Source organism: Providencia sp. PROV130 (genome assembly GCF_028482225.1).
In the GTDB taxonomy this organism is placed as follows: domain Bacteria; phylum Pseudomonadota; class Gammaproteobacteria; order Enterobacterales; family Enterobacteriaceae; genus Providencia; species Providencia rettgeri.
On record NZ_JAMPQC010000003.1, the window covers coordinates 412783 to 427711 of the forward strand.

Annotated in this window: 20 protein-coding genes and 1 other annotated feature; of the genes, 17 read left to right on the forward strand and 3 right to left on the reverse strand. The window is 41.1% G+C overall.

What is annotated here, in order from left to right; translation table 11 throughout:
• Positions 1–61 precede the first annotated feature (61 nt).
• From thrS to ihfA, 9 genes are all read left to right on the forward strand, one after another.
• A complete protein-coding gene (gene thrS, locus PSF28_RS03085; RefSeq protein ID WP_272684606.1) occupies positions 62–1990 on the forward strand; it encodes a threonine--tRNA ligase in 1929 nt (642 codons plus the stop codon).
• Positions 1991–1993: 3 nt separating this feature from the next.
• On the forward strand, positions 1994–2533 hold the full coding sequence (infC, locus tag PSF28_RS03090) for a translation initiation factor IF-3 (RefSeq protein WP_071524538.1): 540 nt from the start codon (positions 1994–1996) through the stop codon (positions 2531–2533).
• A gap of 420 nt (positions 2534–2953) precedes the next feature.
• A complete protein-coding gene (gene infC / locus PSF28_RS03095; RefSeq protein WP_071524539.1) occupies positions 2954–3493 on the forward strand; it encodes a translation initiation factor IF-3 in 540 nt (179 codons plus the stop codon).
• A gap of 95 nt (positions 3494–3588) precedes the next feature.
• Complete coding sequence (gene rpmI, locus PSF28_RS03100) at positions 3589–3786, forward strand: 50S ribosomal protein L35 (protein ID WP_004263702.1); 198 nt, start codon at positions 3589–3591, stop codon at positions 3784–3786.
• 45 nt (positions 3787–3831) lie between these two features.
• A complete protein-coding gene (rplT, locus tag PSF28_RS03105; RefSeq protein WP_004263714.1) occupies positions 3832–4188 on the forward strand; it encodes a 50S ribosomal protein L20 in 357 nt (118 codons plus the stop codon).
• Between the two features lie 90 nt (positions 4189–4278).
• Positions 4279–4408: a sequence feature (Phe leader region), on the forward strand.
• Positions 4285–4329, forward strand: coding sequence for a pheST operon leader peptide PheM (gene pheM, locus PSF28_RS23630; protein ID WP_136134757.1), 45 nt, complete (start codon positions 4285–4287; stop codon positions 4327–4329). Its footprint overlaps the feature before it by 45 nt.
• 121 nt (positions 4409–4529) lie before the next feature.
• The gene (gene pheS / locus PSF28_RS03110; protein ID WP_210839245.1) at positions 4530–5513 is read left to right on the forward strand and encodes a phenylalanine--tRNA ligase subunit alpha; all 984 of its coding nucleotides are present in this window, start codon (positions 4530–4532) and stop codon (positions 5511–5513) included.
• A gap of 14 nt (positions 5514–5527) precedes the next feature.
• Positions 5528–7915: a phenylalanine--tRNA ligase subunit beta gene (gene pheT / locus PSF28_RS03115; RefSeq protein WP_272684607.1), complete on the forward strand. Its 2388-nt coding sequence runs from the start codon at positions 5528–5530 to the stop codon at positions 7913–7915.
• A gap of 4 nt (positions 7916–7919) precedes the next feature.
• Positions 7920–8216 (forward strand): integration host factor subunit alpha, encoded by a 297-nt coding sequence (gene ihfA, locus PSF28_RS03120; protein WP_004263721.1) that lies wholly within the window; start codon positions 7920–7922, stop codon positions 8214–8216.
• 103 nt (positions 8217–8319) lie between these two features.
• Here the strand turns inward: ihfA and PSF28_RS03125 are convergent, their stop codons facing one another.
• The 3 genes from PSF28_RS03125 to PSF28_RS03135 form a co-directional block, all read right to left on the reverse strand.
• A complete protein-coding gene (locus PSF28_RS03125) occupies positions 8320–9333 on the reverse strand; it encodes a phage integrase (protein WP_226693237.1) in 1014 nt (337 codons plus the stop codon).
• Between the two features lie 93 nt (positions 9334–9426).
• A complete protein-coding gene (locus PSF28_RS03130) occupies positions 9427–9639 on the reverse strand; it encodes a hypothetical protein (RefSeq protein WP_272684608.1) in 213 nt (70 codons plus the stop codon).
• Positions 9636–9926: a helix-turn-helix domain-containing protein gene (locus tag PSF28_RS03135; protein ID WP_272573331.1), complete on the reverse strand. Its 291-nt coding sequence runs from the start codon at positions 9924–9926 to the stop codon at positions 9636–9638. Before PSF28_RS03135 ends, PSF28_RS03130 begins: the two co-directional genes overlap by 4 nt.
• Before the next feature lie 95 nt (positions 9927–10021).
• Between PSF28_RS03135 and PSF28_RS03140 the strand changes: the two genes are divergently transcribed.
• From PSF28_RS03140 to PSF28_RS03175, 8 genes are all read left to right on the forward strand, one after another.
• A complete protein-coding gene (locus PSF28_RS03140; protein ID WP_272684609.1) occupies positions 10022–10372 on the forward strand; it encodes a hypothetical protein in 351 nt (116 codons plus the stop codon).
• Between the two features lie 8 nt (positions 10373–10380).
• Positions 10381–10599 (forward strand): hypothetical protein, encoded by a 219-nt coding sequence (locus PSF28_RS03145; protein ID WP_272684610.1) that lies wholly within the window; start codon positions 10381–10383, stop codon positions 10597–10599.
• A 138-nt stretch (positions 10600–10737) separates the two neighbouring features.
• Entirely contained in the window at positions 10738–11169 is a 432-nt protein-coding gene (locus PSF28_RS03150) for a DUF5347 family protein (protein WP_272684611.1), read from the forward strand.
• 68 nt (positions 11170–11237) lie between these two features.
• The gene (locus PSF28_RS03155; RefSeq protein ID WP_272684612.1) at positions 11238–11498 is read left to right on the forward strand and encodes a DUF2732 family protein; all 261 of its coding nucleotides are present in this window, start codon (positions 11238–11240) and stop codon (positions 11496–11498) included.
• Positions 11491–11712 (forward strand): TraR/DksA family transcriptional regulator, encoded by a 222-nt coding sequence (locus tag PSF28_RS03160; protein ID WP_048606886.1) that lies wholly within the window; start codon positions 11491–11493, stop codon positions 11710–11712. The genes PSF28_RS03155 and PSF28_RS03160 overlap by 8 nt, the downstream gene beginning before the upstream one ends.
• 1 nt (position 11713) lies before the next feature.
• Positions 11714–12520 (forward strand): DNA adenine methylase, encoded by an 807-nt coding sequence (locus PSF28_RS03165; RefSeq protein WP_272684613.1) that lies wholly within the window; start codon positions 11714–11716, stop codon positions 12518–12520.
• Positions 12520–12843: a hypothetical protein gene (locus PSF28_RS03170; RefSeq protein WP_272684614.1), complete on the forward strand. Its 324-nt coding sequence runs from the start codon at positions 12520–12522 to the stop codon at positions 12841–12843. The genes PSF28_RS03165 and PSF28_RS03170 overlap by 1 nt, the downstream gene beginning before the upstream one ends.
• Positions 12836–14929 carry a replication endonuclease gene (locus PSF28_RS03175; RefSeq protein WP_272684615.1) on the forward strand — a complete coding sequence of 698 codons (2094 nt, stop codon included), beginning with the start codon at positions 12836–12838 and terminating at the stop codon, positions 14927–14929. Before PSF28_RS03170 ends, PSF28_RS03175 begins: the two co-directional genes overlap by 8 nt.

Sequence of the window (14929 nt, forward strand, 5' to 3'; positions counted from 1 at the left end):
TTTGGAATAATCAAGCAAGTGATCTTTCGTGTGGGTCACCACTGCTGATGAGGATTTTTTAATGCCTGTTATTACTCTTCCTGATGGAAGTCAGCGTCAGTTTGACCATCCCGTTTCTGTGATGGATGTTGCTCGAGACATCGGAGCGGGTTTAGCTAAAGCCTGTATCGCGGGTCGAATTAATGGCGAACGCGTTGATACATGTGAAATAATTGAACATGATGCAAACGTATCCATTATTACGAGCAAAGATGAAGACGGACTCGAAATTATTCGTCACTCTTGTGCTCACCTGTTAGGCCATGCAATCAAACAATTATGGCCAAACACTAAAATGGCGATTGGGCCGACTATCGATAATGGTTTTTACTATGATGTCGATTTAGACCACATGCTGACCCAGGAAGACTTGGAAAAGCTTGAAAAGCGCATGCTTGAGCTTGCCAAAACAGATTATGATGTGGTGAAAAAACGTGTTTCTTGGAGCGAAGCTCGTGAAACATTTGTGGCTAGAGGCGAAGACTATAAAGTTGAAATATTAGATCAAAATATTAGTCAAGATGACCACCCTGGTTTATATCATCACGAAGAATATGTTGATATGTGTCGCGGTCCACACGTACCGAATATGCGTTTTTGCCACCATTTTAAACTACAGAAAGTGGCTGGCGCATACTGGCGTGGTAACAGCGATAACAAAATGCTGCAACGTATTTATGGCACTGCATGGGCTGATAAAAAACAATTGGCAGCCTATTTATTACGTTTAGAAGAAGCAGCTAAACGTGACCACCGTAAAATTGGTAAACAGTTAGATTTATACCATATGCAAGAAGAAGCGCCGGGAATGGCATTCTGGCATAATGACGGTTGGACAATTTTCCGTGAACTGGAAACCTTCGTACGCACTAAACTGAAAGCTTATAATTATCAAGAAGTGAAAGGGCCATTTATGATGGACCGCGTATTATGGGAAAAAACAGGTCACTGGGATAACTATAAAGACGCTATGTTCACGACGTCATCTGAAAACCGTGAATATTGTGTAAAACCAATGAACTGCCCAGGTCACGTACAAATTTTTAACCAAGGTTTGAAATCATACCGTGACTTACCATTGCGTATGGCAGAATTTGGCAGCTGTCACCGTAATGAGCCATCAGGTGCATTGCACGGCTTAATGCGTGTGCGCGGCTTTACTCAGGATGATGCACATATCTTCTGTACTGAAGAGCAAATCTTAAGTGAAGTCACTAGCTGTATTGAAATGATTTATGATGTTTACGCAACTTTTGGTTTCGAAAAAATTGTTGTAAAACTATCAACCCGTCCTGAAAAACGTATCGGTACTGACGAGATGTGGGACAGAGCGGAAGAAGACTTAGCTAACGCCCTGAAATCAAAAGGTATTGAATTTGAATATCAACCAGGTGAAGGCGCATTTTATGGCCCGAAAATTGAGTTTACACTGTATGACTGCCTTGACCGTGCATGGCAATGTGGTACTGTCCAGTTAGACTTCTTCTTACCGGGTCGTTTGACAGCTTCCTATGTAGGTGAAAACAACGAACGTATCGTTCCTGTTATGATCCACCGTGCAGTGTTAGGTTCACTAGAACGCTTCATTGGTATCTTAACAGAAGAGTATGCCGGCTTTTTCCCAACATGGTTAGCACCACAACAAGTGGTTGTAATGAACATTACTGATAGCCAAGCAGACTATGTTCAAGAATTAGTAAGCAAGCTGCAAAGTGTTGGCATTCGTGCAAAAGCGGACTTACGTAACGAGAAAATCGGCTTTAAGATCCGTGAGCACACACTGCGTCGAGTCCCTTACATGTTAGTATGTGGTGATAAAGAAGTTGAATCAGGTAAAGTTGCTGTTCGTACCCGTCGTGGTAAAGACTTAGGCAGCCTTGATGTCAACGAATTCATGACAAAACTGCTTGAAGAGATCCGCAGTCGTCAACTCAATCAGATGGAGGAATAAGGTATTAAAGGCGGAAAAAAACTCCCAACAGCGCGTCCAAATCGTATTAACGATGAAATTCGTGCAACAGAAATCCGTGTCACTGGTTTAGACGGTGAGCAACTTGGTGTAATGAGTGTGCGTGAAGCCCTCTTTAAAGCAGAAGAAGCTGGTGTTGACTTAGTCGAAATCAGCCCAAATGCTGAACCACCGGTTTGTCGTATCATGGACTACGGTAAATATCTTTATGAGAAAAGCAAATCTCAAAAAGAACAAAAGAAAAAACAAAAAGTTGTTCAAGTGAAGGAAATTAAATTCCGTCCGGGAACAGACGAAGGCGACTACCAAGTTAAATTGCGTAGCCTAATTCGCTTTTTGGAAGATGGTGACAAAGCTAAAGTGACCCTGCGTTTTCGTGGTCGCGAAATGGCTCACCAACAGATTGGCTTGGAAGTGCTTAACCGCATCAAAACCGATCTGGATGAACTGGCGTCTGTTGAATCATTCCCATCAAGGATTGAAGGACGCCAGATGATCATGGTATTGGCACCAAAGAAAAAATAATTAAGCCAGTATGGTTATAGCAAGTCATTGCTAGAGCCTAGCAGCGCTCATTTTGGGCGCTGCTTCTCTGTTTTATCCGAGTTTTCTTTTTATTAATGATGAAAGTAACCTCATAGCAGCTAAGATACGGGTGTATTTTACGTCTTGTTATTTGCTTCATTAATGGATAAAAATAATTACGTCAAAGCAATAATTGGCCTCAATAGCCAAGTTTTCAAACAGTTCAGTATGATTTATTGCAAGATTTACTTGAGTAATCCGGCAAGAAGCATTAAAATCCGCGGTCGAATCACTTTGTCAGCGCATCGCGCATTGAAGACAAACACAGAATATCGTACACACGTCAGGTATTAACTATTGAGCGGCGAGTGTATTTGCTTGAGAGAAGCAAATCTCTTTATCCAATTGGAGGAATGAAGTATTAAAGGCGGAAAAAGAATCCCAACAACACGTCCAAATCGTATTAATGATGAAATTCGTGTTCCAGAGGTCCGTTTAACAGGTTTAGACGGTGAACAGTTAGGCATCATGAGCGCACGCGAAGCGCTTGAAAAAGCTGAAGAAGCAGGTGTAGACCTAGTTGAAATCAGCCCAAATGCTGAACCGCCAGTTTGTCGTATTATGGATTACGGCAAATTCCTTTATGAGAAGAGCAAATCTCAAAAAGAGCAAAAAAAGAAACAAAAAGTTGTTCAGGTGAAGGAAATTAAATTCCGCCCTGGTACAGATGAAGGTGATTATCAGGTCAAACTACGCAACCTGACTCGCTTTCTGGAAGATGGTGATAAAGCTAAAGTTACACTGCGTTTCCGTGGTCGTGAAATGGCTCACCAGCAGATTGGTCTGGAAATGCTTAACCGCATCAAAGCTGATCTGGAAGAGCTGGCATCCGTGGAGTCTTTCCCTTCAAGAATTGAAGGGCGTCAGATGATCATGGTGCTGGCACCGAAGAAGAAATAATTAGGCCTGCAAGTAATATTCATTTATAGCAATATAGATGTTATTCGCCTAGTTAATTCGTAGTTAATCACAATGCGAAGTTGGAAATAAAAGAAATGCCAAAGATTAAAACTGTACGTGGCGCAGCAAAGCGCTTTAAAAAAACTGCAGGCGGTGGCTTTAAGCGTAAGCATGCAAACCTTCGTCATATCCTGACTAAAAAGTCAACTAAGCGTAAACGCCATTTACGTCCGAAAGGAATGGTATCTAAGGGCGATCTGGGTCTGGTAGTAGCTTGCCTGCCTTACGCATAAGTAAACAATTTAGTTAATTAAGATAAAAGACGATAGGAGATAGCTATGGCTCGCGCAAAACGTGGTGTAATCGCACGTGCACGTCACAAAAAAATTCTGAAGCAGGCGAAAGGTTACTATGGTGCACGTTCACGTGTTTACCGCGTAGCATTTCAAGCGGTAATCAAAGCTGGTCAATACGCTTACCGTGACCGCCGTCAACGTAAACGTCAGTTCCGTCAACTGTGGATTGCACGTATCAACGCTGCAGCTCGTCAGAATGGTCTGTCTTACAGCCGTTTCATCAATGGCTTGAAAAAAGCTTCAATTGAAATCGACCGTAAGATCTTAGCAGACATCGCAGTTTTCGATAAAGCAGCATTTACTGCTTTAGTTGAAAAAGCGAAAGGCGCTTTAGCTTAATTGTTTGCTTGAAAAGAGGAGGGGAACTTCCTCTTTTCATTTATAGCTATTTGTGTTAATACTTTAGATACAGTTAGTTATTAGGAATTTATTATTATGCATTCTGTAATTTTTCGTTTCTTTTTTTACTTTAGCACCTGAATGTCGGGGGCTTTTGCGCGTAAATAGAAAGAAGAAATGAAAAGTTACGCTAAAGCCTCCTTAGGGAGGCTTTTTTGTTTCTAGTTTTAGATTAAGTACAGTAAAATCAGTTAAGTATTCATTCATTACCAAATGGAATGTGAAGCTTAATATATAGTGAATAACTAGCAAAAAGACCAAGTGGTCATAAAGGGGAAACAATGCCACATCTCGCTGAGTTGGTTGCACAGGCAAAAGCAGCCATTGAACAGGCCCAAGATGTTGCTACGTTGGAATCAGTGCGTGTTGAATATTTAGGCAAGAGCGGCCATTTCACACTACAGATGAAAACGTTGCGTGATCTGCCTGCTGAGGAACGTCCAGCAGCAGGGGCTGTGATAAATGAAGCTAAAGTACAGGTTCAAGATGCACTGAACGCCCGTAAGGACGGGATGCAAGCTGAAATTCTTAATGCACGTCTAGTGTCAGAAAAAATTGATGTGTCATTACCAGGGCGTCGTATGGAAAATGGTGGGTTACACCCAGTAACCCGTACAATTCAGCGAATTGAAGAATTTTTTGGCGAATTGGGTTTCTCTGTTGAAACAGGTCCAGAAATCGAAGATGACTATCATAACTTTGATGCGCTAAATATACCTGCTCACCACCCCGCGCGTGCGGACCACGATACTTTTTGGTTCGATGCAAAACGCTTACTGCGTACGCAAACATCGGGGGTACAAATCCGTACAATGAATGGCCAACAACCACCGATTCGTATCATTGCCCCAGGTCGTGTATATCGTAATGACTACGACCAAACGCATACACCTATGTTCCATCAAACAGAAGGCCTGATTGTTGATAAAGATATCAGCTTTACCAATCTAAAAGGCACATTACATGATTTCTTGAATAACTTCTTTGAAGAAGAAGTCCAAGTACGTTTTCGCCCATCTTATTTCCCATTCACAGAACCTTCAGCAGAAGTTGACGTTATGGGTAAAAATGGTAAGTGGTTAGAAGTATTAGGTTGCGGAATGGTGCATCCAAATGTATTACGTAATGTAGGTATTGACCCAGAAGTCTATTCAGGTTTTGCATTTGGTATGGGAATGGAGCGCTTAACAATGTTGCGTTACGGTGTTTCTGACCTGCGTGCATTCTTCGAAAATGATCTTCGTTTCCTCAAACAGTTTAAATAAGGCGGGTCTATCTCATGAAATTCAGTGAACTATGGTTACGCGAATGGGTAAACCCGGCGATCAGTAGTGAAGCATTATCAGAACAAATCACGATGGCAGGTTTGGAAGTTGACGGTGTAGATGCGGTTGCTGGCCAATTTCACGGTGTTGTTGTCGGTGAAGTGGTTGAGTGTGGTCAACACCCAAATGCAGACAAACTGCGTGTCACAAAAGTTAACGTGGGTGGTGAGCGTTTACTAGATATCGTTTGTGGTGCACCAAACTGCCGTCAAGGTTTGAAAGTTGCTGTTGCCATCGTGGGTGCAGTATTGCCAGGTGATTTTAAAATTAAAGCAGCAAAATTACGTGGTGAGCCTTCTGAAGGTATGCTGTGTTCTTATTCTGAGCTGGGTATTTCCGATGATCATAGCGGAATTATTGAATTGCCGCAGGATGCCACTATCGGTACCGATATTCGTGAATATCTAAAACTTGATGATAATGCGATTGAAATCAGCATTACACCTAACCGTGCAGATTGTTTAAGTATTCTTGGGGTTGCACGTGATGTCGCAGTTATTAATAAATTAGCGTTAAATGAACCAGTTATTAACGCAGTGTCTGTGACGACGAAAGACACATTCCCAATTCGAGTCGAAGCGCCAAATGCGTGCCCACGCTTTTTAGGGCGAGTGATCAAGAATATTGATGTTTCAGCTCCGACACCAATGTGGATGAAAGAAAAGCTACGTCGTGGTGGAGTCCGTTCTATTGACGCGGTTGTGGATATCACCAACTACGTTTTATTGGAATTGGGTCAACCTCAGCATGCCTACGATCTAGACCGTTTGGACGGTGCAATTGTTGCTCGTATGGCTAAAGAAGGGGAGAAACTGGTTCTTCTTGACGGTAGTGAAGCAACATTAAAATCAGACACTTTAGTGATTGCTGATGAATCTAAAGCACTCGGGATCGCGGGTATTTTTGGCGGTGAGCACTCAGGCGTTAACAACGAAACCAAAAATATTTTATTAGAGTGTGCATTTTTTGACCCGTTATCAATTACAGGCCGTGCGCGTAATTACGGTTTACATACCGATGCCTCTCACCGTTTTGAACGCGGTGTTGACCCACAATTACAGTTTAAAGCCATTGAACGTGCAACCTCACTGATCGTGGATATCTGCGGTGGTGAAGTGGGTGAAATCATTGATGTCACCAGTGAACAGCATTTACCGAAAGCAGCCAATATTAAGCTGACGCGCAATAAATTAGACCGTTTGATCGGCCACTTTATTGAAGATGAGTTAGTTACTGATATTTTGACGCGCTTAGGTTGCAAAGTCACTGTTTCTGCCAACACATGGGACGTGGTCGCACCGAGCTGGCGCTTCGATATGCAAATCGAAGAAGATTTAGTAGAAGAAGTTGCCCGGGTTTATGGTTATAACAGCATTCCAGATGTGCCACTGCGTGCCGACCTGATCATGACTAATCATAAAGAAGCTAACTTACCTTTAAAACGTATTAAAGCGATGTTAGTTGACCGTGGTTATCAAGAAGCAATTACGTATAGTTTTGTTGATCCTAAAGTTCAAGCTTTACTGCACCCACAACAAGACGCATTGATTTTACCTAACCCGATTTCTGTCGATATGTCAGCGATGCGTTTATCGCTGTTGACTGGTTTATTAGGAACGGTTGTCTATAATCAGAATCGTCAACAAAATAGAATTCGTTTATTTGAGACAGGTCTGCGCTTTATTCCTGATAATCAAGCAGAATATGGAATCCGTCAGGAACCAATGCTTGCCGGGGTGATTGCAGGCAATAGATTTGAAGAACATTGGTCATTAGATAAACAAGTTGTTGACTTCTTTGACTTAAAAGGTGATCTTGAAGCTGTTTTTGAATTGACTGGGAAACTAAATCAAATTACATTTAAATCTGAGGCACACCCTGCATTGCATCCAGGTCAAAGTGCTGGGATTTATCTGGAAAATGAACACATTGGCTTTATTGGTGTGGTCCACCCAGAATTAGAACGCAAACTCGATTTAAATGGTCGTACGGTGGTGTTTGAGGTTCGTAGTGATGCGATAGCGCAACGTGTCATCCCTGAAGCTAAGGCGATTTCGCGCTATCCATCGAACCGCCGTGACATCGCTGTAGTCGTGCCAGAAGATGTGGCTGCTGCTGAAGTTTTAGCAGAGTGTAAAAAAGTTGGCATAAATCATATAGTTGGCATAAACTTATTTGATGTGTACTGTGGTGAAGGAATAGCAGATGGCTACAAGAGCCTTGCTATCAGTCTTGTCTTCCAAGATACCCAACGTACCATGGAAGAAGAAGAGATCACTGCTACCGTTGATCTGTGTATTGCTGCGTTAAAACAGCGATTCCAAGCCTCCTTGAGGGACTAAACCTATGGCGCTTACTAAAGCTGAAATGTCAGAAAATTTGTTTGAAAAACTGGGTGTTAGCAAACGTGATGCTAAAGACCTTGTAGAAACTTTCTTTGAAGAGGTTCGCCTTTCCTTAGAAAATGGTGAGCAAGTAAAATTATCTGGATTCGGTAACTTTGATTTACGTGATAAAAATCAACGTCCCGGACGTAACCCAAAAACTGGGGAAGATATTCCAATTACTGCACGCCGTGTTGTTACTTTCCGCCCAGGCCAAAAATTAAAAAGCCGTGTAGAAAAAGCAACACCGAAAGAGTAATTATATCATTTGATATGAAAAAAGACCGCCTAGGCGGTCATTGCCAGCCCCAGAACATCGGGGCTAGCAATATTTTTCAATAACTTACGAATATTGTGATAAGTTAATTCGCATCATTACACCCCATATCGGTGGATGGAATGTGGATGCCTCCCCTTAAAGGGTTGCATGAAATGGCCTCATTTAAATAGTCAGGGGCAAAGTGTGCGTATGTCATTGTTTGCTGAATACTCGCATGACCCATGATTTTTTGAAGAGTGAGAATGTTGCCACCGTTCATCATAAAGTGCGCTGCAAAAGAATGCCGTAAAACATGCACGGCCTGACCATGCGGCAAATCTGGTTTAACTTCTTTCAGTATTGATCTGTAGGTCACATAATCAACATCGAAAAGTAATCCAGAATCTTTTACTTTTACAGTTCTCATTACATCATCAGAAATGGGAACAGTTCTATGTCTACCATTTTTCGTTTTCATAAATGTAACTCGCCCATGTAATAAGTTTTCAGCCTTTAAACTAATGGCCTCTCCCCATCTTGCCCCTGTACTTAGACATAAAATAGTTATGCGTAAGTAATCATCGGTCATGACATTCAGTAATTTTTCAATATCACTTTTTGTCAAATAGGCCATTTCTGGTTTTTCTTCTTTCAACTTACCAAGAGACTTAATCGGGTTATTTTTAGAGCACTCGCCAATTTCGGCCAATGAAGTAAAAATGCTCATTAGCAAATTAAACTCTCTATTGATAGTTGATGCTTTCACACCACTTTGTAATCTATCAGAGCAGTACCTAGCCAATAACTTAGGTGTAATCTGGTATACAGCAGGATTACCCATATCCTTAGTTATTCTTGTTAAAATAGCCTTATATTTTTGGGAATACTTTAGGTTGCGACCAATAAAATTCCACCAAATATCACATATATCATTAAGTGATCTGTAGTCTCTTGATTCGCTGTTCCACTCTTCACTATTGGCCGTTAGCATGACGCTTCTTTCATAAGCTATCGCATCGGCTTTCTTTTTAAATATCCGCTGAACTCTCTTTCCTGATCTGCCCTGCGGTCTGATATCCACTTTGTAACGTCCACCTTCAAGCGCTTTAATTGTCATAACTGCGCCCTCCGGTTAAACGAGGTAATTCTAGATTTTCATTAAAAACATAGTGTTGGTATATTTCCAACCAATTTTTGTACGTAAAAACAACTAGATTATTGGAGCGAGCCCACTGTGTGCGATAGCCGGTGATATTTGACCAGCCTCGGGGATAATTTTTCCAGTTGCAAACCAAACGCTATATTTTTCTAACTTCGGGTGTTTCAAGAATTTTTCCACAGAAAGCCAGTTGATGTTTTGTGGCACTGCCATTTTAATCTTTTCTACATCTAGTATTTCGTTAAGCTTCTCATTTAAAGTCATGCTTGTTTTTCCTCGTCTGTTTCATAATTTTTAGGGTCATAAAGTGCAGGTGCTATTTGTCCTGACTCTGGAGCGGTCTTACCTGTAATAAACCACAAAGCATATTTTTCAAATCTAGGGTGGTTTAATATTTTTGTGACCACGTCTACATCTGGCATAGTTTTGCCAGTTTCATAACGCCACAATGCATTAGTAGGAATACCAAGCATTTCAGCAACTTCCGGTCTACTTGAGAGTCTTTCGCTTTCACGCATCAAAAGCAATCTCTCTCCAATACTGATTTTCATATTGCAGTTCTCAACTATTTAAGGCAGAATTGATTTAAACTTAGCACAACGGGGTAATTCATTGCAGAAATACCCCAAAGGAGAAAGATTATCACATGAACGTGAAATTGTTAGAACTGTTGTTCAAAATTCCAGACCCGATCACCGCTGATGAATTTTGTCGTCGTACTGGCAAGTCAGAAAGTAGTGTTAGAAAGCTAATGGATCGCCGCCGTTTACCTATTCGCACAGAGCGCCAAATTCACGGTGAGGGGTTCAGTGATATGCGTTTAATGATTATGTATAACGAGTATTTAGAAATGTGCTGGGAAGTTGCTCGTAAGCTTCCAGCGGCAGAGCGAATGGGATGGAAAGATAGCTGGTTTAAGCGAGCTAAAAAGCTTATGGATGATTTAGATGTCGTTCCAGACAATTTAAAATCTGTAGAAAACGCTTTAAAGGGCTAGGTGAAAACATGAGCGCTTGTATAGAGCAAATATCAACCCATAGCTTTAAATATCGTAATTTCCTGATTGTGATGTTACCCGCTAAAACATTGAACCCAGTAACCCGCTTTCATATTCAACATAATGAATGCTCATTTGGTTTGTTTGATTCGATGGTTCAATCAACTAAGTATATTGACTCTTTATATGGTGAAAAAAATGACTCAATTACAATTTCAGCAGCATAAACATAAATTAACAAGTTCATCATTTAATGAATGTAAACGAAATAAAAAACGCCAATTATCGTTGATGGATAAAATATTATTGGTCGGTGGTGTTTTGTTCTTCTTATATTTGTTCTCAGTTTCTATTAGATAAAAGTAATGGGTAATTCCGCGGCTGTATTAGTGAAAACTAAACAGTTAATCCAGTTGCTAGACAACGTAAAGCAAGACGCAAGGCCAGCTGATGCAATTGCTCACCAAGCGAACATCAAGCTTTATCAGAACCAAGGGGCAACCTTTGAAAGCCGAGTCAATGGACTAAATCAAGCCGCAAAGTTAAGAACTTCAGTATTCCATTCTGATAAGGAAAATCCAGATAATAGAGAGCTAGCTGGTTTTATTGAATATTTAAGGTTAAGCGATGAACGGATGCTAAATATGATTTTTTATTTAGCGGAAATAAAAAGCAATCAACATCACTTAGGCTTCGATGAATTTAATAAAGAGGACAAGCAGTCCATTATTTCAGCAGTAAATCAAGTTAAAGCACTCGCGGCGCTATTACCTAAACATATCGCCATGCCTATTTAAGGTAAAAAAACAAATTAATGACGTTAGCGCGTCAGGGATTTCTACATTCTAAATTTGAGGCTTGGATAATGAAAAATAAAGAAATAAAACCAATATTAATCGGTACTGATCCTGCAACGGGTGAACATGATTATTCCGTTGTTGCTATCAGTATTAAAGCGATTCGTGAAGATGAACGCAAAACGATGCTTGATAAATTCTCCTCTCGCCTTGATGCCATTGCGTGCAAATTCATCAATGAAAAATTAAATGATGAACAAATTCACCAGTTATTGGTGAGTGAATCTATCCATTTTTCAAATCTGGCTGCGGAGTTAGATCATGTCTAAAGAAATTGACCGCGCTAGCGAGCACGAAATGCTTATGCGTGAACAGCAAATAAAAACCATTACTAACCGTTTAGTCAGTGTTTCCGCTTTTGAATGTGAAGATTGTGACAAGCCTATTTCAGAAGCACGCCGCATTGCATCACAGGGTTGCACTCGCTGTATTGACTGCCAAACGATTTTTGAGCTTAAAAGTAAACATTATCGGAGTGTGTGACGTGGCGAATAAAACGATTCTCAAATGGGCTGGCTCTAAAGTTCGAATTATGGAGCAGCTACGCCCACACTTACCAAAAGCAAAACGGTTAGTTGAGCCATTCGCTGGTTCGTGCGCCGTGATGATGAATACTGACTATGAGCAGTACCTAATTGCTGATGTTAATGACGACTTAATCAATTTGTATTTAATGATACAGAGCGATACCGAGTATTTTTTAAAAAAAGAACTTGAATGGCCTAGTTTAAATACTGAATTTCACTATAAAGCTCAACGTATTTTATTTAATGCCTTGAATAAAGATAGTTTCAATCATCCATTTCGGTTTTTATATTTAAATCGTCATTGTTTCAATGGGTTATGTCGTTATAACTCAAGAGGGGAATTTAATGTACCCTATGGGCACTATAAAAAATCATATTATCCAATAAATGAAATTCTTGCTTTTTACGATAAGGCGATGGATGCGAGTATTGTTTGTCTTGAGTGGCAGGATACACTTTCATTAGTTGAAGATAATGACGGTATCTATTGTGATCCACCCTACATGGGAGGGCGCGATAGTTTTACTCAATATCATACTGCGGGCTTTACTAATGCTGATCATGAAGCATTAGCGATTGTGCTAAAAGATATTAATGATATCCAAGGCAACCCGATCACTGTTTCCAACTCACCAGAAGCAAAAGAGCTTTACGCTGACCTCGGTTTTACTATCCATGAAATCGAAGCCCCACGCAGCATCGCAGGAAAAGGAAAGCGTACACCAGCTAAAGAAATTATTGCTGTTTTAGCGGGGGTTAATTAATGACTCTCGACCCTAAAAACGGTGTTTATATTAGCGGGACAGCTTTTGCTATTCAGCGCCATGTTGACGAAGATTCAAAAGTCGTTCAATGGCGATTATTGCAAATCAATAAATTCGCTCGTTGTTATGAATTGGTTTGTTGCCATTCTGATCCGTGGCTGCTTGCGATTGAATTAACCTCTTATCACGTTAATCGTGTTAGAGGTAAAGGCATCAAGATACTTGATGTTTATCGTGAAACAGTTGATATCATTTCACGCCGTTGTGAAACGGCAATTAATTTATTAAGGCCCGAAACATTAGGCGGTGCTCTTAATGTCTAAGACTATGAATTTTTCTATTTTCCCGATGACTTATACCGCGGATATGACTTTTCCATATCCGTGGAATAAACCCAAAGAAAATAACTATTACAAAGCTGATATTGATGCGCTTGAAAAATCCCTTACCCATGAACAACAAATTCATGCGCAAGCGATTTTAGGTGAGGTTGAATCTTTACCTCGTATTTTACGTTATCGCATTCAAAAACATTATGAGTACATCATTCAAGAGTCTGGCGAATATAAAGCCTATGAATTTTTGCGCTCTGATTTTTATAAACGAATATTTCCGCGAATTACGGCAGTTAATGCGCGATATGAATTGGATACAAAAGCACTATTGACGCTATCAACTCGTTTTACCCCTGAAATCAGCCAATTTAACCGCCTGTTTGATCTTTATGACAAGCCAATCAAAAAGCTTGCTGAACACATTTCTAGTGGTTTTTTCACATTGTATGAAGCCTATTGCGATCAGTTAACTGAGCAAAACGGCGGTGACCGCGAAATTATCTATGAAGATTCGGCACAGACCCAAATTTACGGAGCGCTGGCTGAATTGTCTTGTGATTTACATGTTGCCCCGCTTTATTATCAAAGCTATCTCAAAGTCTTAAAAAACCGTAACCGCCGCAGAGTAAAACAGGATTTAACTACGCGCCAAGTGATTGCGGCTGTTTCCCGCCTTGTAAATGCAGATTATTGGCATCGCAAGCTAAAAGCCCATAGAACACAATGGATTGAGGCAATCATGATTGCCAATATGGACGTGTGCATTAATCGTCACCCATACGCCAGCAAGCAAGCGATCCGCGCCGTTCAAGCGCAGCGTTTATCCAACATGCAATATTTGCAGGGCATGGATATTCAAGATGTTGAAACGGGTGAGCGTTTTGATCTGTTTGAAAAAGTCATGGCGAGTGTGTCAAACCCTGAAATTCGCCGCATGGAATTAATGGCGCAAATTGCAGGAATTGAGCGCGTAGCGAAAGAGCGTGGCGATATCGCGATGTTTATCACGTTAACGTGTCCGTCAAAGTACCACCCGACAAAGCAACGCAAAGGTAAAAATAAAAGCGATTTGCACGCTGTGCTCAATCATAAATGGAAAGATGAGGCTTACACCCCAAAAGACGGGCAGCGTTATTTAGTCAAAGTGTGGTCGCGCATTCGTTCCGCTTTCAATGATAACAATATCAATATTTACGGTGTTCGTGTTGTTGAGCCGCACCATGACGGCACTCCCCACTGGCATATGCTGCTTTTTGTGGATAAAGCCAGCCGTGCAAAAGCCATTGATATTATGCGTAAACGTGCGCTGAAAGAAGATGGTAACGAAGCTGGCGCACAAAAATACCGATTTGAGTGTAAACATATGAACCGTGGCGGTGCCGTAGGTTACATCGCGAAATATATTGCAAAAAATATCGATGGGTATGCCCTTGATGGTGAAGTAGACCACGAAACAGGCAAAGATTTAAAAAGCATGGCGGCAGCAGTGACCGCGTGGGCGTCAACGTGGCGCATTCCACAATTTCAATTCTATAAGCTTCCCTCTAAAGGCGCGTACCGTGAATGCCGCCGATTGCCTCGTGGTGTATCTATTGCTGACAAGCTTGGTGATGTTGCTGAGCGTGTTAGAGCTGCCGCAGACCAAGGCAAATTTGATGAATACATCATGTCACAAGGTGGCCCATGTATTCGCCGAAGAGAAGAAACCATCCGTGTTGCCCGTGAAGTCAGTGACGTGAATGTTTATGGTGAAGAAGTTCAAAAGGTTGTGGGTGTTTACCATCAACTCAAAACCGATGCTCCAGTACTTAAAACCCGTGAAAGAAAATATCAAATCGTCAAGAAAAGCGCCGTTGACGTTGATTTTAATCTTTTAAAGAGCGACAGCGGAGCGACTCGGAGTCCTGTCAATAACTGTAGATCGCGGATCACATCCAATCTATCAGATGTGCAATTTTACGAGCCTGAGCACGGCTCAGGTGAAGTATGCAACATTAAGGAATACGGTTTCGCATTTGTGGAAAAGAATGCTGGAGAATGTAGCCTAATACAAATTTTATATGACAGTCGATAA

Bases quoted from the DNA above. Each gene is read 5' to 3' on its own strand.
- thrS (WP_272684606.1), top strand. From the start codon at position 62: ATGCCTGTTATTACTCTTCCTGATGGAAGTCAGCGTCAGTTTGACCAT.
- rpmI (WP_004263702.1), top strand. From the start codon at position 3,589: ATGCCAAAGATTAAAACTGTACGTGGCGCAGCAAAGCGCTTTAAAAAA.
- rplT (WP_004263714.1), top strand. From the start codon at position 3,832: ATGGCTCGCGCAAAACGTGGTGTAATCGCACGTGCACGTCACAAAAAA.
- pheS (WP_210839245.1), top strand. From the start codon at position 4,530: ATGCCACATCTCGCTGAGTTGGTTGCACAGGCAAAAGCAGCCATTGAA.
- pheT (WP_272684607.1), top strand. From the start codon at position 5,528: ATGAAATTCAGTGAACTATGGTTACGCGAATGGGTAAACCCGGCGATC.
- ihfA (WP_004263721.1), top strand. From the start codon at position 7,920: ATGGCGCTTACTAAAGCTGAAATGTCAGAAAATTTGTTTGAAAAACTG.
- PSF28_RS03125 (WP_226693237.1), bottom strand. From the start codon at position 9,333: ATGACAATTAAAGCGCTTGAAGGTGGACGTTACAAAGTGGATATCAGA.
- PSF28_RS03130 (WP_272684608.1), bottom strand. From the start codon at position 9,639: ATGACTTTAAATGAGAAGCTTAACGAAATACTAGATGTAGAAAAGATT.
- PSF28_RS03135 (WP_272573331.1), bottom strand. From the start codon at position 9,926: ATGAAAATCAGTATTGGAGAGAGATTGCTTTTGATGCGTGAAAGCGAA.
- PSF28_RS03140 (WP_272684609.1), top strand. From the start codon at position 10,022: ATGAACGTGAAATTGTTAGAACTGTTGTTCAAAATTCCAGACCCGATC.
- PSF28_RS03145 (WP_272684610.1), top strand. From the start codon at position 10,381: ATGAGCGCTTGTATAGAGCAAATATCAACCCATAGCTTTAAATATCGT.
- PSF28_RS03150 (WP_272684611.1), top strand. From the start codon at position 10,738: ATGGGTAATTCCGCGGCTGTATTAGTGAAAACTAAACAGTTAATCCAG.
- PSF28_RS03155 (WP_272684612.1), top strand. From the start codon at position 11,238: ATGAAAAATAAAGAAATAAAACCAATATTAATCGGTACTGATCCTGCA.
- PSF28_RS03160 (WP_048606886.1), top strand. From the start codon at position 11,491: ATGTCTAAAGAAATTGACCGCGCTAGCGAGCACGAAATGCTTATGCGT.
- PSF28_RS03170 (WP_272684614.1), top strand. From the start codon at position 12,520: ATGACTCTCGACCCTAAAAACGGTGTTTATATTAGCGGGACAGCTTTT.
- PSF28_RS03175 (WP_272684615.1), top strand. From the start codon at position 12,836: ATGTCTAAGACTATGAATTTTTCTATTTTCCCGATGACTTATACCGCG.